At 58.9% G+C, this 20689-nt stretch carries 19 protein-coding genes and 1 tRNA gene; 9 read left to right on the top strand and 11 right to left on the bottom strand.

Features of this window, described 5'->3' with window-relative positions; all coding sequences use genetic code 11:
• Positions 1–38 precede the first annotated feature (38 nt).
• The gene (locus WX88_RS30485) at positions 39–194 is read left to right on the top strand and encodes a hypothetical protein (RefSeq protein WP_156176399.1); all 156 of its coding nucleotides are present in this window, start codon (positions 39–41) and stop codon (positions 192–194) included.
• A 38-nt stretch (positions 195–232) separates the two neighbouring features.
• Complete coding sequence (locus WX88_RS31850) at positions 233–358, top strand: hypothetical protein (protein ID WP_262489859.1); 126 nt, start codon at positions 233–235, stop codon at positions 356–358.
• A gap of 238 nt (positions 359–596) precedes the next feature.
• Here the strand turns inward: WX88_RS31850 and WX88_RS24080 are convergent, their stop codons facing one another.
• The 5 genes from WX88_RS24080 to WX88_RS24060 form a co-directional block, all read right to left on the bottom strand.
• Positions 597–1226: a nuclear transport factor 2 family protein gene (locus WX88_RS24080; RefSeq protein ID WP_046246988.1), complete on the bottom strand. Its 630-nt coding sequence runs from the start codon at positions 1224–1226 to the stop codon at positions 597–599.
• 343 nt (positions 1227–1569) lie between these two features.
• Entirely contained in the window at positions 1570–4452 is a 2883-nt protein-coding gene (locus WX88_RS24075) for an MSEP-CTERM sorting domain-containing protein (protein ID WP_046246987.1), read from the bottom strand.
• 532 nt (positions 4453–4984) lie between these two features.
• Positions 4985–7315, bottom strand: coding sequence for a right-handed parallel beta-helix repeat-containing protein (locus WX88_RS28275; protein ID WP_052733051.1), 2331 nt, complete (start codon positions 7313–7315; stop codon positions 4985–4987).
• Positions 7316–7628: 313 nt separating this feature from the next.
• Positions 7629–8450: a hypothetical protein gene (locus WX88_RS24065; RefSeq protein WP_046246986.1), complete on the bottom strand. Its 822-nt coding sequence runs from the start codon at positions 8448–8450 to the stop codon at positions 7629–7631.
• Positions 8451–8562: 112 nt separating this feature from the next.
• Entirely contained in the window at positions 8563–11007 is a 2445-nt protein-coding gene (locus WX88_RS24060) for an endonuclease MutS2 (RefSeq protein ID WP_046246985.1), read from the bottom strand.
• Between the two features lie 414 nt (positions 11008–11421).
• Here WX88_RS24060 and WX88_RS29670 point away from each other — a divergent pair, with 414 nt between their 5' ends.
• The gene (locus WX88_RS29670) at positions 11422–11823 is read left to right on the top strand and encodes a hypothetical protein (protein ID WP_156176398.1); all 402 of its coding nucleotides are present in this window, start codon (positions 11422–11424) and stop codon (positions 11821–11823) included.
• 36 nt (positions 11824–11859) lie between these two features.
• Here the strand turns inward: WX88_RS29670 and WX88_RS24050 are convergent, their stop codons facing one another.
• The 3 genes from WX88_RS24050 to WX88_RS28270 all read right to left on the bottom strand — a co-directional run bounded on the left by WX88_RS24050 (position 11860) and on the right by WX88_RS28270 (position 14351).
• A complete protein-coding gene (locus WX88_RS24050) occupies positions 11860–12348 on the bottom strand; it encodes a hypothetical protein (protein ID WP_046246983.1) in 489 nt (162 codons plus the stop codon).
• Between the two features lie 14 nt (positions 12349–12362).
• A complete protein-coding gene (locus tag WX88_RS24045; RefSeq protein ID WP_394331762.1) occupies positions 12363–13112 on the bottom strand; it encodes a TIGR02757 family protein in 750 nt (249 codons plus the stop codon).
• Between the two features lie 198 nt (positions 13113–13310).
• Entirely contained in the window at positions 13311–14351 is a 1041-nt protein-coding gene (locus tag WX88_RS28270) for a DPBB and LysM peptidoglycan-binding domain-containing protein (protein WP_052733050.1), read from the bottom strand.
• 165 nt (positions 14352–14516) lie between these two features.
• Between WX88_RS28270 and kdsB the strand changes: the two genes are divergently transcribed.
• Positions 14517–15284: a 3-deoxy-manno-octulosonate cytidylyltransferase gene (gene kdsB / locus WX88_RS24030; RefSeq protein WP_046246995.1), complete on the top strand. Its 768-nt coding sequence runs from the start codon at positions 14517–14519 to the stop codon at positions 15282–15284.
• A gap of 142 nt (positions 15285–15426) precedes the next feature.
• Here the strand turns inward: kdsB and WX88_RS24025 are convergent, their stop codons facing one another.
• The 3 genes from WX88_RS24025 to gap all read right to left on the bottom strand — a co-directional run bounded on the left by WX88_RS24025 (position 15427) and on the right by gap (position 17895).
• Positions 15427–15762, bottom strand: a complete 336-nt coding sequence (locus WX88_RS24025) for a translation initiation factor (protein ID WP_046246979.1) — start codon at positions 15760–15762, stop codon at positions 15427–15429.
• A gap of 79 nt (positions 15763–15841) precedes the next feature.
• Entirely contained in the window at positions 15842–16711 is an 870-nt protein-coding gene (locus tag WX88_RS24020) for a diacylglycerol/lipid kinase family protein (RefSeq protein WP_046246978.1), read from the bottom strand.
• 176 nt (positions 16712–16887) lie between these two features.
• A complete protein-coding gene (gap, locus tag WX88_RS24015; protein WP_046246977.1) occupies positions 16888–17895 on the bottom strand; it encodes a type I glyceraldehyde-3-phosphate dehydrogenase in 1008 nt (335 codons plus the stop codon).
• Between the two features lie 316 nt (positions 17896–18211).
• On the opposite strand from gap, the gene WX88_RS24010 reads away from it, so the two are divergent.
• From WX88_RS24010 to WX88_RS23995, 5 genes are all read left to right on the top strand, one after another.
• Positions 18212–18283 (top strand) — tRNA-Glu (locus tag WX88_RS24010).
• A 135-nt stretch (positions 18284–18418) separates the two neighbouring features.
• The gene (locus WX88_RS24005; protein WP_156176397.1) at positions 18419–18601 is read left to right on the top strand and encodes a hypothetical protein; all 183 of its coding nucleotides are present in this window, start codon (positions 18419–18421) and stop codon (positions 18599–18601) included.
• Positions 18602–18682: 81 nt separating this feature from the next.
• On the top strand, positions 18683–19321 hold the full coding sequence (locus WX88_RS32205) for a hypothetical protein (RefSeq protein WP_394331761.1): 639 nt from the start codon (positions 18683–18685) through the stop codon (positions 19319–19321).
• A 15-nt stretch (positions 19322–19336) separates the two neighbouring features.
• A complete protein-coding gene (locus WX88_RS24000) occupies positions 19337–19924 on the top strand; it encodes a DUF6714 family protein (RefSeq protein WP_046246975.1) in 588 nt (195 codons plus the stop codon).
• A 40-nt stretch (positions 19925–19964) separates the two neighbouring features.
• Complete coding sequence (locus WX88_RS23995; protein WP_046246974.1) at positions 19965–20549, top strand: DUF6714 family protein; 585 nt, start codon at positions 19965–19967, stop codon at positions 20547–20549.
• The last annotated feature ends 140 nt before the right edge of the window (positions 20550–20689 follow it).

The raw sequence follows: 20689 nt of genomic DNA, 5'->3' as shown, positions 1-20689 counted from the left end.
TAATCAGCAACTGGCCTTTTCCATGCTAACAGGCCGTCATGCTGAGCTTGGGCCTGCTCACGGCGGGCATTCCCAGGATTGCCCGCCCGAACACCGCCGGCAGCACCAGCAGCATACACAATAAGTTTGTGATTATCGATGCTAACGACCCCAATCCCAAAGTACCCTGCCCTACGTCTGGACGGGCTCAATGAACTGGACGGGCGCCTAGCTCGCCACCGACCCCAATAACGTGATTGCCGTGCAAGGCCAAGCCCTCGCCCACGTCTACACCGTGGAGTTTGAGGAAATGTGGGGCTCTAGCACGGCCACGGCCCCTCACCGGCACCGACCTCACCAATTGACGCCACGGCCCTGAAATCGGGCCTGTACATGGTGCAGATAACCACGCCTGAAGCAACCCAAGTAGGCCGCGTAGTAGTGGAATAAGCTGCTTTTGAACAATCACATAATCTTCAGCCTCCCAACGCAAAAAGGCGACTCCTGGTAGCAGGAGTCGCCTTTTTTATATCTTACTTCCCTACTCGATTGTGAAGCCAGCAATAAATCGGCAAAATTATTTGCTGAATAAAGAATAAAAGCGAATAGCTAGCCTTCTACTGACCAGCCACCTCTCTGCCTTTTTTTCGCTTCCGCTCCCGCTCATTTTCCGGGTTGTCTCTGGATACTACGGTCATCCGCGCGGGCGCCACAAACGTGGTTTGGTTGGCCACTACCAGCCACTTGCCGCCGCGCTTCACGTACATGTGCATCGTACGGTACTCGCCATTCGTTGCCACGCCGCGCAGAGTGCCCCGGAAGCTGGTATTGTGAATAACGAGCCCCGTATTGCCATACACCCGGACGATAAAATCGAAGGCTTTGTTGATGTCGCACTTAGCATCGTCGTTGGCAATGGCTGAGAGCACATCGGCCTTGTTGGTCACCGCTCCCTGAGAATTGACGGCTACGTACTCCTCGGCCAGTAGGTGCGTGATGACTTCGGCGTTATTCTGAATGGTGGCCTGTGCCCAGGCCTCTTCAATTCGCAACAATTCAGCAACCTCCGGGCCCTCGGTGACGGGTTGAGAGGTATTTGCGACGCTCTTTGTCCGGGCGGCCTTGTCCCGGGCGGCAGCAGCGGCAAGCTTAGCCGAACGCGCCTTGTAAGCTCCCTGCTTCTGTGCCCAGACGGGCGCAGTGGCACCTCCAAGTACCAAAAACATTATCAGTAAAAATTTCTTCATCCGTTAAATAGGGTAAATGGGGGTAATTAAATTTCTCTTTAAAGCGGCATGCAATAGCCAACCACGGAAACATAAAACAAATATAGCAAACACGCTTAGCTTATGATACTATAAGACATAAAATGAGTCCTATAACTATCCCTTCTGGAAACCAATGGCAGTGAAATACCCAGCCGAATCGTCAGAAAAAGCTTGTGCTGGCACTTCCAATCACAAACAAGAGCCGCTCCCATTCAGGAAGCGGCTCTTGTTATTTTGTTATTAATTCTGACCTCAGCCGTGCAAGTGGCTGAGTTGGGTAGCCAGTTCTCATTGACGTAGCAACGTACCGGAGTCGGCTTGGCTACGCCACCACTGCGCCTGAGCGCCGCAAGTACCAGCCGGCCAGCACAGCGCCAGCCACCAGCAGAAACGCTACGCCGCTGTCAATGGGTGTTTCCGTAGGATGCGTTTCGTCGTTTTCCAGCGTATCCAACGAAGCGTTAGCGGCCAGTACCTCGGTTTGCTTGCGGCGCAAGGCGGCTTTCTGGGCCTCGTTTTCCAGGGCCAGGTAGGAGGTGAACGGCGTCATGATTCCCACCCGAAAGCTGGCCTGAATGAAGGGCACCCGCTCCCGGTCGGTGGTTTCGGGGTGGAAGCTTTGCCACTGGCCGTAGCCGCGCAGCATCAGACCGGCCAGCCAGCGGTTTGCGGGCGTGGCCTGGGCCGTGGGCACGGCCTGCGGCTGGCCGAGCACGATGTCGGCCCCGTCATTATCGCGCAAATAAGCCTGGGGGTGAGCGGCAGTGGGCCAAACCCGCACGGCGGCTGGCATGGCAACGGCGCGGACGCTATCCGACGACCGCAACGCAAGGGGCTGGCGCGACGCGTGGCGCAGCGAGTGCGGCACCAGCTGCCCATCAGCCTTCAGCACGTAAAACACGTCGCTTTCCGGATAGGCGCTGCTAAAATCCTCAAAATCCTGGTCGAGCACGGCTTTTTTCAGACTATCGGTCACAACCACTATCACCGGATAAGTCAGCTGGGGGCGCTGCTGCGCGTCGAACAGCACGCGCCGGATAGCGCCGGTGAGATAGAAGCCGCCCACCGGTGAAGTTTGGGCCAGGGCTTGCGTCCAGTCAGCTCCGGCCGCGACGGGCGTTGTGTACGCATTGACCAAGCTGAAGCGGGCCGGGTCCCCGTTGGGCAGGGGCTGGGCCACCTGCCGGGCAACGCGCGCCTGGTAGGCCGCCACCGGCGTTGCCTGGCTAGCCGAGACATCAAGCAGGAAATGATAATAGGGCCGGCGCCGCACCAGGGGCAAGTGCTGCTTGGCCAGGGCACTCACGTAAACCACTCCGCCACCGGGAGTGGCCACGGGGGCTGCTACTGGGGGCGCGATGGTGCTGTCGCCGAGCGCGATGGTGCGGCCTTCTACGCTCAGCGTGCAGGGCTCTTTGTGCAGGAGTTGGATGCGGGTGCGGCGCGGCTCGCGGCCCATGACGGGGTACACGCGCACGGCAATTTCGTTGGTGCCCCGGTAAGCTACCAAGCCAGGATCGCGGCTCTGGTTTTCGTTCACGATTTGGGCAAATACCCAGGCGGCCGCCTTTTTCTCGGCCAGAATGCCCCGCTCCTGCCGGTTGCCGATGGTGAGGTAATAGTCGCTCACCCAGCAGCCGGTGGGCAGTGTGATGGTGGTGCTATACTCACCGTTTTGCGTGGCAGGGTTGGCGTTCGCAATTTCCAGGTTTACCCAGCTCACCCAGGCTTGCTGACGGGCATCGTAGGTGCTGCTGGCCGTGAGGTTGCGCAGCTCCGGCGCCGCGCCGCCAGCGGCGCCGTCGAACGACTGGAAAACCGGCGCCGGCACCTCAGCTTCGCCGGTAAATACCCGCTCCAAGTCGGCAATTTTATCGTTCGACAGCATAAGGTTATCGAGCACCAGCCAGTTGAAATAGGACGACAAGTACGGCAGTTGGCTACCGAAGAACAGGTCGCGGTTCTGGTCCTTGTGCTGCTTTATCACGGCCAGGGTGCGGGCCAGCGTGGCGGCGTCCAGCCGCGTGGTTTTGGTGTAATCGGGCGTGTACACGTAGGCGAGGGCCTCGTGCAGCACCTGCCGGCTGTGCCAGTAGCTGCCCGTGAAATACAGCGGCAACCCCGCCAGCCCCACTACCATAGTTGCCGTAACGGCGGCTCTGGGATAAACCGCATGCAAGGCTGCCACGTCCAGACTGAGTTGCCGCACGTGCAGCACAAACAGCAGCGTGGGGGCGAGCAGCAAAAACCCCGTTCCAATTAGAATAATGGCTGGAATGGATAGCGGCAAAAACGGCAGGAAGACCAGGAAGAAGTAAAAAGTGAAGCCGAACAGCACGCTCCGCCCCAAAAACAGTAGCAGCCGTGGCAGTGGCCGCACGGGACTGGGCACGCACAGCAATGCCCCGTTCAGCAAGGCCAGGAAGTAAAACCACGGGCTGCTAAAGTTGCCGAAAATGCCATTTTCACCCCGAAACCCCTGTCCGAAAAACAAGCCATTGTTGACGCCCAGCCCTATCAGCGGCAGCAGAGTAGTGATAATGCTTTTCCAAACCAGTTCATTATCGGCCCAGAAACCTGTTTTGCGCAGCGCGATAATGTACACGGCCCGCACCAGGAAGAAAAAGAAGCTGAGTGTACTGAGCACCAGCAGCACCGTGATGATGACCGTCGTGACAGCACCTCCCCCGTCAAACATCAAAACCCATTCCAGCACGTGGAATACGACTAGCCAAGCGATAGGCGTCGCCACCGCGAATACGATGTTGGGCAGGGCCTTCTGGGGCCGGTCGTCGGGGGTGAATTTGGCCACCAGGGCCAGCAGCGCGTGGGCCAGCGCGGGCATCAGAAACGTCCACGCCATTAGCGTCGGGTCGGTGGGCACCATCCAGCGGGGGATGTTACCGGGCAGCAGCTCACTGGCCTGGGTAGTTGCCAGACACAGCCACAAGCTGTAGGCCAACAGCACCACCACGCTATACCAAGCATTCAGTGGCTGGCGCCGCACTAGCTGTAGCCCGGCATAGCCGCCCGCACTCAGCCCCAGCACCCCCAACCCCAGCCCAAACCACTGCCACTGCGCCACGCTTTCGACCGGCAGCAGCGTGTGCACCACCGAGAACTCGCCGTAGCAGAGCGCCATGAGTAGCACCAACGGCGCAATATTGACCAGGAATACCCACTGGGGCTTGCGTAAGCTATGCATTGATTGAAACTGGTGCTAACCAGTCGTAAGAGGCTAATAATGAAAGTAGACTTGGTTTTTCTGCACCGCGCAGACGTTGTCAAACCAGAGAGCCAGCGGGCAGAACAAATGTATGTTAAAGAACTTTGTAATTCAAAGCTTCAATACAACTAGTCTTATTAAATACTCAAACCTCCTCTCCTACATTCCCCATTCGAACTACTTAATAAGTAGGCATGAGCTTCCACATACACCAATGGTAGCTACCTTCAGCAGCTTCCTATTAATCCTCTAAAGCAATTGGGGGTAGTGTACCGTAGCGCGAACTTTGTAGTTCGCGCTACGGTACACTACCCCCAATTGCTCCAAGCGTGAGTCAACCGCATAAAATGCGCCGTGGGAGAGACAAGCAAGCTCCGAGGGCGACCTGACAAGCAAGAACCATGGTGCGCAAGTTGCCACAATGGAATCTGGCGAAAGGAGCGGCCAGTGGGCCTTGAGCGACATTCTTTATTCCCAGCTTGGGGACCCGGCCAAGCCGGGAAGGACGACCTTAGGGACGGGCCACGTGCAGGCGCTGATGCTGCACCCGCTCCCCGGCGCTGGTTTGCAGCAGGTACAGGCCCGGGCTGAGCGTGCTCGTGGATAGGGAAAACACATTGGCCCCCGGCACGAGCGCCTGCTGCTGGTGCAGCACCAGTTGGCCGGTTTGGCTGAACACGCGTAACTCCAGCGGTTGCAGCAGGGGGCTGGGGTAGCTCACGGTCAGCTTATCCTGCACGGGGTTGGGCCAACTCTCAAAATTGGCCGATGCTCCCAGCTGAGCCCGGGCCGACGTGCTGGTCGTTAGCCGCGCCGCTCTCGGTGCTTGCTTGATGAGTTCGACGTCATCGAAAAACAGCCACTTCCCGCCAGTAGCGTAGGAGTAGAAACCGAACTCGCACTGCCCGTTGGTGACGTTGATGTTGCGGACCTCCACCTGCTGCCAGGCCCCGCTGATGCCGCCCGATGTGGTAGCGGGCGTAACGGAGAGCTGCGCACCACCATAGTTCTTGGCCAGCAGTAGGGCGTGGGTTTGGCCCCCGCTACTCTTCACCCAGGCCCGCAGCGTGTACAAACCATTGGTCAGTCCGGCAGCTACTTGAGAAGTATACACCTCATAATTACTGGTTTTGTAGTGGGTGCCGTGGTAGGTGCCGGTGCGGGCGCCACCATTGGTTTCGGTGTAGTCCGCGTCCGCGTCGGTACCGGCGCTGCCGGCCCAGGTATTCCACCGCACGGGGGCCTGCATGGCGGCCGCATCAGCTTCGAAGCTCGGATTGGTCGCCAGGTTGGAACTGGTTGTGGGTGGCAATGGCGTCGTGGTCCCAGTTACTTCCTGTGCTCCCATGTCGACACCGCTGCCGGCGGGTATGGCGTTGCCATAGAAGTCGCGGGTACCGGGGTCGATGCCAAAAGCGGTTTGCAGGTTCAGGCCCTTGTCAACTACCGGCGAGCCGGCTTGCAGCAGAAAGGCCGTGAGGGTCGGCAGTTTGGTAGGGTCGGTCAGCCGCTCGTAGTTGGCGGGGTTGAAGAGCTTGGGGTCAGCATTGAGGCCCACCAGCGCACCGTTGACCTTTTCCTGGCCCGTAGCATTGGCCCAGGCCGCCAGGCTGCCATAGCCGCCCACGTTGAAGCCCCCGTTGGTAAACCAATAGTCATTGGCCTGGTAGGTCAGGCCGCTTACCGTGGCCACGAGGCTGGCGGAGCTAGGCCCGACAAAGATGTTGTTGCGAAAGCTGAAGTTGCTGGCTCCGCCGTACTGACCTACGGCCGGGTAGGCAGTATTATAGAACAAGTTGTGATACACCTGGCAGTTGCTAACACCCTGCCCGCCACTGGTACCCAGCAGCAAGCCCGGACCAGAATTGTTGACGCTGATGTTGTAGCGAAACGTATTGCCGGTCCACTTCGTGGTGGAGCCGTATTCCCAAGCCAGGTAGCCGTAGTTCTTATTTTCGTAGGCGTAGTTGTACTGCACCACCGAGTTGGTCACGCCCCCGTCGAGGTCGAAGCCCCCGCCGTCGGCTTTGGGACTCTTGTTATTGTGCGCAATGCAATACTGAATGATTACTTGGTCGGCATCGAAGCACCAGATGCCAACCGGACCATTCGAATTCACCTGCTGCATGTCGAAGCCATTGTCGGCCGCTTCGCAGTACTCAATGGTAATTTTTTTGCCCGACACCACAATGCCGTTGCCGCTGTGATTATTAGTGATGGTGGGGTCACCGGGGTTGCTGATGGCCCGGCAGTACCCCACGTAGGCATTCGTCAAGCCGTAGGCCGTGATGCCAGCGTAGCCATTGTCGTAGGCGTAGATATTCGTCAGGCGCACATCGGTGCTGTTATAAACATCAATGCCCGCGCGCTGAAACCCGCTCGCGTCTACTTGGTCAACCACTGCGCCAACCGTGCCGGACAGTGAAACCCCAGTGCCGCCCTTATTACCGGTTTTGCGGCCCAGCCCCACGAAATTCAAATTACCGACCTTGATGCCGGTGACCCCCACGATGCTGAGCCCTGAGCCCGCCCCGCCGTCGATGATGGCGCGGCCGCTGCCGTAGGAGCCCACTTCCACTGGATTGCTGACCACGCCGCCGTCGGTGGCCGTTAGACGCACTGGGCCCGCGAAGGTCTTGCCACCCTCAAACAGCAGCCGGTCGCCGGGTTTAAACGTGAAAGTATTCGCCTTGCTGGCGTTGCGCCAGGCGCTGCCCAAGGGGGTGCCAGCGTTAGCATCACTACCTGTCGCCGACACGTAGTAATCGGTCGCCAACGCCGGATGAGTCAGGCCAAGGGCCAGCAGCAGCGCGTAGCAGGAAAGAGGAGAGTTGCTTTTCATACGGAATAAAGTCGATTGAAGTGGAGCAGTAAGGCGGATTGCTGTGTGTAAGATAGTTCAGTTTACGCTTTAATAATTAGGATAGTAGCAAAGTCCGGATTATTCAAGGCATATTCTTACCCCAACTTCGAAACCGCTCTATTGCATCTTCCAAGTAGGAGCAAGACTTAGCGAATAAGTCGAAAGAGGATGCCGAGCTTTTCACTTCTAATTCTACACCGAAGTAGAAAGCACCTTGACTCCCAGAACCAGCCACTGGATGGGGGTATCATTACCTACCTGAGCTCTCTCTTAACGCTGCCCCATTGCGATGCTACCCACAAGCCCAATTAAGCTCCTTGTTCAGCAGGTCTATTTGGGCCACTCCATCCCCACCGAGGTTGGCACCGCCGAATATTTCGTCGAACTCAACGTAGAAGGGGCTGAACGCCGGCACGCCCTGGCAGGGAGAAGCCGTGCCCCCAAAGTGGGTCTTGCCCCAGAAAAGCTTGTCGAAACCCAGTGCTTCCGATTGGGCACTGAACAAGGGGATGTAGGCGTCGGCCGCTTCTTTATCGGGAAAGTCTTCGAGGGGCTTGCCCACGTTGGGGTCGTAGGGCCGGGCCACTAGCTGCACATACTCGGCGGGCTGGTTGTGCTCATATACGCTCGTGCCGTCGGTGCTATCGTAGCCGGGAAATATGGCCACGGCCGCATCTGGTATTGCGGTCGGCGCGGACCGAAATTCTGGCTCGGTCAGCCAGACCATTGCCCAGCCGCCGCCTATCAAATCCTCGAAATACTGTTCCTGCGGGTGCTTTTCCTGGGCGTAAGTCCGTAATGATTCCCCAAAAGGCCCGGCGGCCGGGTCGGTTTCCGGTGGCAGCTCGCCCTCCAGCACTTCGGCTACTCCGCTCACCTCGTCGGCCACGTGGTCATCGGCCTGAAACAGGGAAATAGCCACCCGGCTTTCACCTTCGGTTCGATAATCCGGCGGCACCAGACAGGTGAAAATGTGCGCCATCGGAAGGCCGTTTACGCGGCTGCGGGGCCATTGGGCGGAGCTTAGGCCCACGGGCTGGCCGTAGCACCAGCCGTGGGCCTGGTCACCGGTATCCGAGAATTCGATGTCGTACGCTTGCTGCGGCTTGTCCATTGGTGGTTATTGAGTGAATCCGCGGCGGCGGGGCCACCAAAGTAACCGCTATGAAGCACTCGAAAGCAATAAGGGCGGGCCAGCACTTCGGTACTGGCCCGCCCTTATTGCTTTACTTGAGCACGGCAATGGTCACGCCGTCGCCGCCCCTATCGGCGTGCTCGTCGGCCACGCTGGCCACGGCGCGTTGGGAGCGCAGGTAGTCGCGCACTACCTGGCGCAGCACGCCGTTGCCGCGGCCGTGCAGAAACTTGATTTCCGGCATGCCCAGCATCACGGCGTCGTCGACGAAGCTCATGGTTTTGGTGAGGGCGTCTTCGGCCCGCTCGCCGCGGAGGTCGAGCGTGGGGCTGAAGCCGGCCATGCGGTCGGTGATGTTGACACTGTTGCCGCCGCTCGCGCCACCGCCGCCGAGCTTGCCGGCTTTGGCCTTGGCGGCCTGCTCCCGCTCGCGGATTTCGGCCCGGCCCAGCTTTTCGAGCTGGCTGATTTTGGTCAGGGTTTTCATCCCGCCGAACATGACTTCGGCGGTTTTGCCTTTCACGCTCACCACCTCGCCGTAGCCGTCCTGGCCAAACAGGGCCACTTTATCGCCGGGCTGGAGGCCGCCGGTTTCGGCGCGCTCGCGGGTGGCTTTGGGCTTGGGCGGCTCGATTTGCAGCTCGGTGCGCACGAAGGTGTCGAGCTTCTCGCGGGCCTTTTTGTTGATTTCCTTATCGGCCTGGCCGCGGCGGATTTCGCCGATGGTGGCCTCGATTTGCTGATTAGTATTTACCAGCAGGGCCTTGGCTTGCTGCTTGGCGGTGCGCAGGGTTTCGAGGCGGGTATCCTCGATGTGCTGCTTGAGGTCCTGGTATTCCTGGGCGGCGCGCTTGAGGCGCTTTTCGGCTTTGGCGGCCTCGGCGGTGCGTTGTTCGAGCTCGGTTTTCTCCTTCTCGAGGCCTTCGAGCAGGCGGTCGTACCGAATTTTATCCTTGCCGACGAGCTGCGAGGCCCGCTCCACCACTTCCTTGGGCAGGCCGATTTTTCGGGCAATTTCGATGGCAAACGACGAGCCCGGCTTGCCCACTTCGAGGCGGTAGAGCGGTTGCAGGCGCTCCGGGTCGTAGCGCATGGCGCCGTTCACGAGGTGCGGGGTGCGCTCGGCGAAGTTCTTCAGGTTGGTGTAGTGCGTGGTGATGACGCCGTACACGCGGGCCCGGTTCAGCTGGTCGAGCACGGCTTCGGCGATGGCACCGCCCAGGCTGGGCTCGGTGCCGGTGCCGAATTCGTCAATCAAAACCAGGCTTTTCTTGCCGGCCAGCAGCATAAACTGCTTCATGGCCAGCAAGTGCGAGGAGTAGGTCGACAGGTCGTTTTCCAGGCTTTGCTCGTCGCCGATGTCGAGGAAAATATCCTCGAAGACGCCGGCCTCGGAGTTGTCGGCGCAGGGAATGAGCAGGCCCATTTGCAGCATGAACTGCACGAGGCCCACGGTTTTCAGGGCCACCGACTTGCCGCCCGCGTTCGGGCCCGAAATGACGAGGACGCGCTGCTCGTGGTTCAGCTCCAGGTCGAGCGGCACCACTTCCCGGGCGTCGCCGCTGTCGCGCTTGTGCTGGGCGAAGGCCAGCTGGAGCAGCGGGTGACGCACTTTTTCCCACTTCAGCAGGGGCTTGTTGTGCAGCAGCGGCAGGCGGCAGTCGAGCGTGACGGCCAACCGGGCTTTGGCCCTGATAAAGTCAATCAACCCCAGGTAGGAATAGGCTTTGCGCAGGTCCGGAATGTGCGGACGCAGCTGGTCGGTGAGGGCTGTGAGGATGCGAATCAGCTCGCGCTGGTAGGCGTTATCGAGGTCCTTGATGTCGTTATTCAGCTCAAAAACGGCTTCCGGCTCAATGTACACCGTTTGGCCCGAGGCCGATTCGTCGTGAATCAGGCCCTTCACCTTGCGCTTGTGCTCGGCAATGACGGGCAGCACCAGGCGCCCGCCCCGGATGGTGGGCTCGGCGTCGCCGGGAATCCAGCCCTCGGTTTTGGCGTGGCGCAGGATGCCGGCAATCTGCCGCCGCAGCTGGCCCTGCCGGGCTATCAGCTCCTGCCGAATCTGGCGGAGCAGCGGCGAGGCATCGTCGCGCACGGCGCCGTCATCGTCCACTACTTTGTCCATAGCCGCCAGCAGGTTGCGGTCGACCTGGATGCCAATACCCAGCAGGCGCAGCGTGGGGTACAGGCCAGGGTCGGCCTCGGTAAAGAAGCTGAGGGCCTGGCGGATGGTGCGCAGGCTCATCTTCACCTCAAAAAACGCGGCGACGTCGAGGAAGGCGCCGGGCAGGGCCGCCCGCTTCAGGTGCACCTTGGCGTCGTGGTAGTGCGAGGCCGGGAAATCGGCCCCGGCGCGCAGCAGGTAGGCGAATTCGTCGGCCTGTTGCAGCAGTTTCAGCAGGGGCTCGTGCTTGGTCTGGAACTCCATGCGCGCCACGTACTGCCGGCCCAGGGCCGAAAGGCAGTTGGCTTCGAGCTGCTCGCGCAGGGTTGTAAAGCCGATTTTTTGTTCGAAGTGTTGGGGTAAGAGCAAGAAAGTAGTCTTTCGGTATTTCAGAATAAGGTACGAAGGTAAACAGCAGATAGGGCGGGAAGATTCGCCGACATTATGAGTTGTTTATCTCTTGTATGTCTCTCGCGCGAGCTACCTCTCGCCCCCAGCGCACCTTCTCCGGCCCCCACCAAGGCCGCGACTGGGCCCACTAAGGCTATACCCACCAAGAGGAAGGCCACTACTGTAGCCACTAAGGCTTTTATCTACACAACTAGAACTTTACTTGCTCTGCTTAGGGCCTTTATAACAAGAAATAAGGCTAAGTCCATATACATTAAGGCCTTTTTAGCATCAAAGGAGGCATTGCTGGTCATTACCAGGGCCGTGATTGAAGGCCGCGAGGCAGTTATGCTTATCTTCAGCCCCGCGTTCCTCTTATTTCGCTTGCCTGCCATGCTACCTCCCTCCGCTGCCGATACCCTGGCCGCCCGCTTTGCCCAGCGCCTCATCGAGCGCGACGCGCCACCCCCACCACCCAGCCAGGAGCCGGCCGCCGTGCTGGCCCGCATTCAGGCGTGGCTGCTGCCACCCCAGGGCGTGCGCGATGCCCGCACTCACCTGCGCCTCGCCCGCATGCTGGTGGCCCTGATGGAGCACCCCGAGCTGGATACCGAGCAGCTGCAAGCCGCCGCGGGCCTGGGCTGGCGGGCGGGCTCGCGCATGGCGCTGGAGCTGTTCACGCGCGGCCTCACGCTGCGCGAGCGGCGGGGCCGGTTCTTCTATCACCGCCTCACCCGCACCGCCGAGGATGCGCTGCTAGTGGTGGTAGCCGGCCCCCAGCCAGTAGCCAGTTAATCGTACCCAGTAGATTCCAACGGGTACGCCCCCTCACTATGCGGCGGCAAAGCCCGCGCCCCGCGCCATGAAGGCCGGATGCCGGGCCTGATACTGCGCGGCGGCTTGCTCCATGGCACGCACGAAATCGGCGAATGTGTCGTCGGCACTCATGATGCCGTCTAATTCCCGAGTGGTACCATCGGTGAGCTTGAAGCTCAGCAGCTCAGTCTTGCGGGTCTTTTCCAACGAAAAAGACTCCACCTCACTAAACGAAATAACGGTTGCCGCCTGCCTTTTCAGAGGCTGCACCAGCAGTCGGTTGGCTTCCACGGTCACCAGGGCGTCGTAAGTCAGCCATAGTCGGCCCAGCAGGTACACCACTACCGCAGCGGGAATCATGATGGCCATCAGGCGCCCCGTCGACACCTGCCGGTTCATGATAAGCCAGCCGAAACCCAGAAACAAGGCCAGATTCGCCACCACCCCGAAGGTCCTGGCCAGGGTGGAGGTTTTGGTGAGCCGCAAGCGGAATTGATTTTCCATGGCAGGGCTGAGTGCTATTCTTTATCCACCCCGGCCCCAAACAGCGCGAAGTCGTACTTCACGGGGTCGGTGGGGTCGAGCTTGCGCAGGTTGGCCGTCAGCTCCTCCGCCGCCTGCCAGTCCACCAGCTTGCGGGTGAGCAGGCCCAGCGGGCGGGCCTGGCGCTCGACGTGCAAGTCGATGGGCATGATGAGGTCGGCGGGCGAGAGGCGGGTCCAGAGGCCGAAATCGACGCCGTTGTCATCGCGGCGCACCAGCCAGCGCAGGTACATGTTCACGCGCTTGCAGGCCGACTTGCGGGCCGGTGTGGCCACGTGCTTGCGGGTGCGCTGGGGCGCATCGGGCAGGCTGAAGAAGCGGACGTGGAAGTTTTCGAGGCGCTCCCGCTGCGTGTGGCCCACCAGAAACGCGGTTTCCAGGGAGTCGTGCTGCCGGTACCAGTCGCGCAGGAAATGCACGAAATACAGCAAATCGGTATCGCAAAAAGTGCGGTGGCAAAAGCCCAGCAGGCGCTTCAAATCCTCATCCTGGTGCTGGGTCACGAACTGATACGGCGCGTCGTCCATGCGACGCAGCAGCTCATTACACTTGTTGATGATGGTGGGCCGCTGCCCCCAGGCCAGCAGCGCCGCAAACAACGCACTGATTTCCACATCCTGCCGGCGAGTGAAGCGGTGCGGAATCTGAATAGGGTCGTTGGCAATGAATTCCGGGCGGTTGTAGCGCTCGTATTGAGCGTCGAGCTGGCGGCGGAGCTGGGTGATATTCAACGGGGAAGGAGGAAGGAAAGAAAGAAGGAAGGATTAGAGAAAAAGACCGTCATGCTGAGCGAAGCCGAAGCATCTCGCTCGGGGCAGTAATCCAATCGATTGAGTTACTACCACACGGGAGATGCTTCGGCTCCGCTCAGCATGACGTTCTTCTTACATGACGTGCTGCTCGTTCAACTAACCAACCGCCGCTTACTGCGGAATGTAGTTGGTCTCGACTCGGAAGCGGGAATCGGCGGTGCCCAGCTTCTGCACCGCGCGCGGCGAGAGGCGCACCAGAATGTTGTTGTTCTCACCCGTATCGGGCAGTTTGCCGATAACCCGCACGTACACCGACTGGCCATTCATGCTGTTTTTCACCTGCATGATGGTGCCCACGGGGGCCGTTTTGTGCAGGGCCAGGTACTTATCGGTCACGCTTCGTTCGATGGGCGCGCCCAGGCCCGACTCTACCACGCGGGCCAGCACTTCGCTGGCGCGGCTGGGGGTACGCTCTTCCTTGTCCTCCTCGGCGGGCGGCGTGGTGGTCACGGTCGCAATCTGGGCGGGCTTATCGGGAACCGGCGCGGCCGGGGTTTTGCCCACCGGCGTGGCGGGAATGGCCTCCAGCTCAGCAGGGCGCACAGGCGGAGTCGCCGGTTTGGCTGCGGCGGGAGTGGTGGCCGTAGCAGTATTGGTGGCCGCCGTTACGGCCGCCGCGCTGGCCTCCGTGGCCGAGAGCATCAGCTGCTGGCCCACGCGCACGGCACCATTGGCGGGCAGCTTATTTAGCTTGATAAGCTCATCGGGGGTGAGCTGGAAACGGCGGGCAATGCCGAAGAGGGTTTCGCCTTTGGCCACGGTGTAGCTGGCGGGCACGGTGCCAGCAGTAGCGGGAGCCGGGGCGGCCTTACTAGTGGCAGGGGTCGGGGCGGCCACGGGGGCCTTACCAGTGGCGGGGGCCGGAGCGGCGGTTTTGCCCGCGGCGGGCCGCGGCACAAAAACTATCTGGCCAATACCCAGGCCATTTTTAATCTGCGGGTTAGCGGCCGTAATCTGATCGAGGGTTACGTGATAGCGACGCGTGAGGGCGGTGAGGGTTTCGCCGGCTGCCACGCGATGCTTCACAAAGCGCTGGCCACCCCGAATTTCCACACCAATAGAGTCAGTGGGGGCGCTTTTCGAATGGTCGGCTTTCCCGGTACCGGGTCCGCCCAAAGCCAGCAACGTGAGCGCCGAAAGAATTAAAGTCATAAAATAAGCCTTGCGAAATCTATACCAGGAGCCAGCCCGGGAGCTGGTGAAGACAAAATAACGCAAAAACCGGTGGGCAATTAGCCCCGGCTCGTTATTAGAAGCACCTGAACCCGTTCTTTGGGCTTGAATTTTCCCGCTTTTCCGGCTTTTTCTCCTTCCCGCATGGTCCTCGGCCTTATTCCCGCTCGTTTCGCGTCCACCCGCCTGCCTGGCAAGCCCCTCGTCGACCTGGGCGGCCAAAGCATGATTCAGCGGGTGGTGCACCAGGCCCAGCAAGCGCAGCTCGACCGCGTGGTGGTAGCCACCGACGATGAGCGCATCCGGCAGCACGTCCTCGACTTCGGCGGCGAGGCCGTCCTAACCCGCCCCGACCACCTCAGCGGCACCGACCGCGTGTGGGAGGCCTACCAGCAGCTCGGCGCAGCCCCCAATATCCGCTGCATCGTCAATATTCAAGGCGATGAGCCGTTCATTCACCCCGAGCAAATCAACGCCTTGGTGAGTATGTTCCAAGTCGATTTATTCGCCGCCGACCCCACGGCGCCCGATATTGCCACGCTGGTCAAGCCCGTGATTTCGGAAGAAGAATTGTTCAGCCCTCACCTCCCCAAAGTGGTGCTCAACCAGCAGGGGAATGCGCTGTACTTCAGCCGCCACCCCCTCCCCTACCAGCGTGGCCGCGAGCCCGCCGAGTGGCTGGCTCACCACCGCTACCTGCGCCACCTGGGCCTCTACGCCTACAAGCCCAGCGTGCTGGAGCAGCTCACCCAGCTGCCCGTGTCGCCGCTCGAAGCGGCCGAAAGCCTGGAGCAGCTCCGCTGGCTGGAAGCGGGCTTTCAAATCCGCTGTGCCGAAACCGAGCTGGATGCCTTCGGCATCGACACTCCCGAAGACGTGGCCAAAGCGCTGGCCCGCCTGGCAGGTCAATAAACCTACTAATTTCCCTGCTTACACCGGCTCCGACGGCAGCGGGGGCAGCATGCCCGAAACCTTCGCCCGGGCAGACCTCGCCCCCGCAGACGACCACGCCCATAATTCCGGCTTTACAGCGGTTACAAACCAGGCGGCGCAATTAGCCCCCGGCTTTTTTGGCTTTGTAACCTTCCTTCAGCAGCACCTCCAGCACCTTCTCGCGGAAGTCGCCTTGCACCAGAATTTCGCCGTCTTTGGCGTTGCCACCCACGCCGCACTTCGTCTTGAGCAGCTTGCCCAGCGCCTGCAAATCGGCATCAGTGCCCACAAATCCAGTAACCAAGGTCACCTGCTTGCCGCCGCGCTGCTTTTTATCAAGCTGCACCCGCAGCTGCTGCTGTTGGGGCGGCAGTGTGGTCACGGCAGCCGGCTCATCGTTCTGATAAGAGAAATCGGGATTGGTAGAATAGACTACCCCAGTGCGAGAGTTTTTCATTTACACAGTTATCAATTAACGTCCTTACCTGGCTCAGTTGGCATTCAATCCTTGACGGCTCCGAGTCAATCAACCAGCATCAAACCGCCACCGCCAAGGCCAACGGTAATAGCTCGACCGCAAACTCGGTGGCGTGCCCTAAATAGTCGCCATCGACGTGAAAACCGATGGGCGCCTGGGCGACCACCCGCCCCCGCGGCACCCGAAAATACTCAGCGGCTTTGGATTGCGGGAGGTTGCCAAGCGCCATGGCCAGGCTCACCCGCATGGCTCGGCCCACCGGCAGCGCGTCAATCAGGCAGACGTCGAGCAGGCCGTCGCGCAGGTCGGCCAGGGGTGCGATGTAGGCATTGTTGCCGTATTGCGAGGCATTGGCGAAGGCCAGCACGTAACAATCCGTTGCCACTTCCTGGCCATTGAGGTTGGCCTGCACCGGCACCGGCCGGTACCGGCGGTATTCGCGCAGCGTCACCCGCAGGTAGGTACTCAGGCCGCGCGAGCCGGCCTGGGCAAAATGCTGGCTCACGTGCGCATCAAACCCCAGCCCCGCCGTGCAGAAAAACGGGTGGCCATTCATCATGCCCACATCCATGCGGCTGAATGTGGGCGTGGCCAGCCGGCGCAACGCGGCGGCCAGGCCCAATGGCACTTTCAAGTGACGCGCCAGGCCGTTGCCGGAGCCCTGTGGAATAATGCCCAGCGCGGCATCCGTACCCAGCAGGCCACAGCCTACTTCGTTCACGGTACCATCGCCGCCCACGGCCGCCACTATTCGAAATCCTTCGGCGGCGGCCGCTTTAGCCAACTCCACGGCGTGCCCGGCGTACTGGGTCAGGCGGATTTCATAATCAGCCTCCAGCACGCCAAAATGTCGGGCAATCAGCGTCGCCATATCGCGGCGATGGCTAGGGCCGGCGGTAGGATTCAGGATAAAGCAGGTTTTGGGCAAGGAGTTGCTTGTTTGAAGTATTGATTCGGCAATGCGCTGAGGTGCTGGCTAAGCCGATGGGCAGCTCCTTTATACGGAATAGGTCGTTCCATGCAAATAGCAAAAAAGCCTACCGCTAGGCAGGCTTTTTTGTTACCTCGTGCAAAAGTCAGCACATTATGTAATCATCGCCTACACTATCCATTCATCTGCTCGCCGAGCTTCTGAATCAAATCAGCCGTGCGGGTCGAGTAGCCAAACTCGTTATCGTACCAGCCGATAACCTTGGCCAGCGTCCCATTGGCCGACGTCAGCTCCGAGTCGAAAATGCAGCTGTGGGGGTTGCCCACGATGTCGATGCTCACCAACGGGTCGGTAGCATATTCGATGATGCCTTTTAACGGGCCATCGGCGGCAGCCTTCAGCGCCGCGTTGATTTCGTCCTTAGTTACTTCTTTTTTCAAAATAACGGTCAGGTCGGTCATCGAACCATCGGGCACGGGCACCCGCATGGCCAGGCCATCAAGCTTGCCTTTCAGCTTCGGCAGCACCAGGCCCACGGCCTTAGCCGCACCAGTACTGGTCGGGATGATGCTGTAGGCGGCAGCGCGGGCACGGCGCAGGTCCTTGTGAGGAGCATCCTGCAGGTTTTGGTCCGAAGTATAAGCGTGTACCGTGGTGATGTAGCCTTTTTCGATACCGAAGGCATCGTCCAGCACCTTAGCCATCGGGGCCAGGCAGTTGGTGGTACAGCTGGCGTTGCTGAGGATAGTTTCCGCGCCGGTGAGGATGTCCTCGTTTACACCCAGCACTACGGTAGGAATGTTGCCGGTGGCGGGGGCCGAAATCACAACTTTCTTAGCACCAGCGGTGAGATGCTGGCCCGCGCCGGCTTCGTCCACGAAGCGACCAGTTGACTCCAGCACCACATCCACACCCATATCGCCCCAGGGGAGCAGCTTGGGGTCACGCTCAGCGAGGGCCGAGATACGCTGGCCATTCACGGTCAGGCTTTCCTCGTCGTAGCTCACTGTGCCATCAAAGCGGCCGTGCACGGAGTCGTACTTCAGTAGGTGGGCTAGCGTCTTGTTGTCGGTCAAGTCGTTGATAGCGACGATTTCCACGTTGTCGCGGCCAAGCAGCGACTTGAAAGTGAGGCGGCCAATGCGGCCGAAGCCGTTGATGGCGACTTTAATTTTTGCCATAGCAAAACAGGAAAAATAGGTGACTGGCCGCCACACTGGCAGCCGGTTGAAACGCGGGGCGAAGATAGCAGGCAGGCGCGGGTTGACCGGTATCACTGCCTCGTCCACCCCAACCGCTCTATTTACGAACGATGACGCTTGAGGGATAACGACTAGCTACCGACCCGTCAACAGAACTCAGCAAGCAGCATGAGCAGCCAATTAAAAATCTTTTTACCTGAAAAACAGCATCCTTTCGTTCACAAGACACTTTTTTTTATTACTTGACTTGCATTGAACCCAGCGCGCAGTATCTTTGCACCACCAAAACAAAAACGGTCCGTTCGTCTAGGGGTTAGGACAGTAGATTTTCATTCTACCAACAGGGGTTCGATTCCCCTACGGACTACTAAAAAGGCCTTCACAGCATCGTGAGGGCCTTTTTTATTATTCTGTGTGGCAGTTTTGGTGGCAGTCTACCAGAAAAGCTTCGTGATGCAGGTCAGCATATCTGCCTCTCTTGACTTCGTCTATCATCAAGCTTATGACTTCCTTCGCAGCCGAGTTGCGCGTTGACGGCCACGTTCTACCCGTTTTGCGCTTCTTCTATCAGGCTACACAAGCCACGAATGATCGGGGGCGGGTTGTAGCAAAAGTTCATCACCAGCCCGTCGAGATTCTGCTGAACGTGCCCGATGGGCCGGCCTACGAGATGCTACTGGTCTAGGCCAGTACCCCCCAGAAGCGCTTAGCGGTGGAGTTAGTAACGCTCAAGGACGCCTCGGGCCAAGCCTTGGAGACACTGCGGATGGCCGGGGCCTACTGCGTGGGTTATACGGAGAGCTTCGTCATGGGTGACATAACCACCGGGGCTTACCAGTTGACCCTGACGCTGTCTGACCCCACTGGATTTACACTTGGCACTGGTGATTCATCTAAAGCTTTTGTCGCACCCGCTGCCCGCGACCACGGCGTGCCAGCTGCTGCTATGGCGGCCTCCGCTCCCGCATCCACTGATGTATCGAGTTGCCCCCCGGACGTAACGGCCGCACTGCAAAAACAAGTGGAGTTGGCGTGTAGGTCCAAGGGAGTGTCCTCTAGGTGTACAAAATTTGATTCATGTCCTTCACTGCTTGAAAAAATAGCCATCACTGAAGCGTGTATTAAGGCGCGACAAACAATTATGGATCAGTGTTTTAATGGTGGAAATGATATACATAAGGAAGAAGTAGAGCGACGAAGACTTGGCATCAAAAACTGTGTGACCATCTATGAACGTCAATGCGGTCCACTTCCTGAGCCCGCGCCCGTGCCCATACCCAGCCGCGACCCGAGCACTAAGCCCACTGACCACCAGCCAGATTATATAGTCCCCACCACTTTGGCGGGCGCGGCACTTTTCATTCTCTACATTATCACGTCGGCCTTTAGACTAGGTCCCATCTAGAGCCTAACTCCAGCCATGAGCGCAGACGAATTAATTGCCGAGCTTAATGCGAGCTTTCAACACGAGTTATATCCCGGTGATTCGGATATCGTGACTAACAATGCGCCTGATTACGATTTAGAGTCCTTGCAAATCCGGGACGCGTTCAAGGTGCATACGTGGCAGACACTGCCCGACGAGCTAATGCAGCAGGAACAAGGAGCTTACATTTTTCTAAGCAAAAAGGGGCTTCGGTATTATCTACCTGCTTATTTACGATTTGCCGTGCGGGCTTATGCCGAAGCTGACTCCATTCCGGACGGACTTATTTTCACTCTCACCTTGCCGGCGGAAGTGGACGAGATGATTTCAGCGTTCAACATGAAACGCTACCGCTTAGATGAACGCATGCCAGCAATCGACTGGAACGAGTACTATCAGACTCGTCTTCAGAAAATGAATGAAAAAGTGCATCGCTTTATTGACCGCTACAGTCAGTTTAGCCTAGCGCAGAGTCGGGCTATTTATCACTTCCTGACCCATATGCGCGACGAACACGGCGAGGACTATTGGGAGAGCGAGCCAGCTACCGCCATCGAACGGTACTGGTTTCAGTTTGCGTAACCGTTCCACACCACTTCCTACTACTCGACTGCCTCCAGCTATGAATCCCACTGAGCTTATTGCCGAAATCACGGCTGCTTTCAAAGACGAGCCCTACCCCGGCGACGACAACATCGTGTACGACAATACAGGCGTTCATTTAGAGTGTATCGAAATACGAGATGCCTTCAAAGGCCACCTGTGGCACCAGGTGCCGGACGACGTCTTATCGACAAAGCGAACGGGCCTTTCGTTTATGAGTAAAGAAGGCTTCAAATACTACCTCCCCACCTTTATGTGTTCGCTGCTGCGGGATAGCAGTGTCGTGGACGAGGGCATCAGCATGGTGGTGCTTTTGTTGAAGCTGCCCACTGAGGTTGACATTGCCGTGGTAGCCGAGAAAATACAGCGGTTCGACGTAGGGGATAAATTGCCTGCTATTGAGTTGAATGAGTTCCTACAAAATCAACTCGCTCGTACCAATACTGAAATTAACTCGTTCATTGACAAAGCGAGGCAGTTTACTCAAGCGCAAGGGCAGGCTATCTACCATTTTTTGATTCATACACGTGATGAATGGGGCGATGCATTTTTGAGCAATGAAGCCGATTTAGCGATCCAACGGTACTGGTTTCAGTTTGCATAACTAGCCCCGCAGAGGAATCAAAAAGGCCCTGGCTGTTGAGCCAGGGCCTTTTTGCATTTATATTGAATAAGTCACTCTATAATAAATAGTCACGGTGTACGCTTCCCCATTTGGTAAGCCAGTAGTTAGCAAAGGTTAAG

The organism is Hymenobacter terrenus (genome assembly GCF_000972495.1).
In the GTDB taxonomy this organism is placed as follows: domain Bacteria; phylum Bacteroidota; class Bacteroidia; order Cytophagales; family Hymenobacteraceae; genus Hymenobacter; species Hymenobacter terrenus.
Note: the sequence above shows the minus strand (reverse complement) of the source record. Positions and strands in the feature narration are given on the sequence as shown.

Excerpts from the sequence above, each read along its gene's own strand:
- WX88_RS24025 (WP_046246979.1), bottom strand. The coding sequence starts at position 15,762 with ATGAAAAACTCTCGCACTGGGGTAGTCTATTCTACCAATCCCGATTTC.
- WX88_RS29670 (WP_156176398.1), top strand. The coding sequence starts at position 11,422 with ATGCTACCTCCCTCCGCTGCCGATACCCTGGCCGCCCGCTTTGCCCAG.
- WX88_RS23995 (WP_046246974.1), top strand. The coding sequence starts at position 19,965 with ATGAATCCCACTGAGCTTATTGCCGAAATCACGGCTGCTTTCAAAGAC.
- WX88_RS24080 (WP_046246988.1), bottom strand. The coding sequence starts at position 1,226 with ATGAAGAAATTTTTACTGATAATGTTTTTGGTACTTGGAGGTGCCACT.
- WX88_RS32205 (WP_394331761.1), top strand. The coding sequence starts at position 18,683 with ATGGCCGGGGCCTACTGCGTGGGTTATACGGAGAGCTTCGTCATGGGT.
- WX88_RS28270 (WP_052733050.1), bottom strand. The coding sequence starts at position 14,351 with ATGACTTTAATTCTTTCGGCGCTCACGTTGCTGGCTTTGGGCGGACCC.
- WX88_RS24050 (WP_046246983.1), bottom strand. The coding sequence starts at position 12,348 with ATGGAAAATCAATTCCGCTTGCGGCTCACCAAAACCTCCACCCTGGCC.
- WX88_RS24000 (WP_046246975.1), top strand. The coding sequence starts at position 19,337 with ATGAGCGCAGACGAATTAATTGCCGAGCTTAATGCGAGCTTTCAACAC.
- kdsB (WP_046246995.1), top strand. The coding sequence starts at position 14,517 with ATGGTCCTCGGCCTTATTCCCGCTCGTTTCGCGTCCACCCGCCTGCCT.
- WX88_RS30485 (WP_156176399.1), top strand. The coding sequence starts at position 39 with ATGCTGAGCTTGGGCCTGCTCACGGCGGGCATTCCCAGGATTGCCCGC.
- WX88_RS24075 (WP_046246987.1), bottom strand. The coding sequence starts at position 4,452 with ATGCATAGCTTACGCAAGCCCCAGTGGGTATTCCTGGTCAATATTGCG.
- WX88_RS24005 (WP_156176397.1), top strand. The coding sequence starts at position 18,419 with ATGACTTCCTTCGCAGCCGAGTTGCGCGTTGACGGCCACGTTCTACCC.
- WX88_RS24065 (WP_046246986.1), bottom strand. The coding sequence starts at position 8,450 with ATGGACAAGCCGCAGCAAGCGTACGACATCGAATTCTCGGATACCGGT.
- gap (WP_046246977.1), bottom strand. The coding sequence starts at position 17,895 with ATGGCAAAAATTAAAGTCGCCATCAACGGCTTCGGCCGCATTGGCCGC.
- WX88_RS28275 (WP_052733051.1), bottom strand. The coding sequence starts at position 7,315 with ATGAAAAGCAACTCTCCTCTTTCCTGCTACGCGCTGCTGCTGGCCCTT.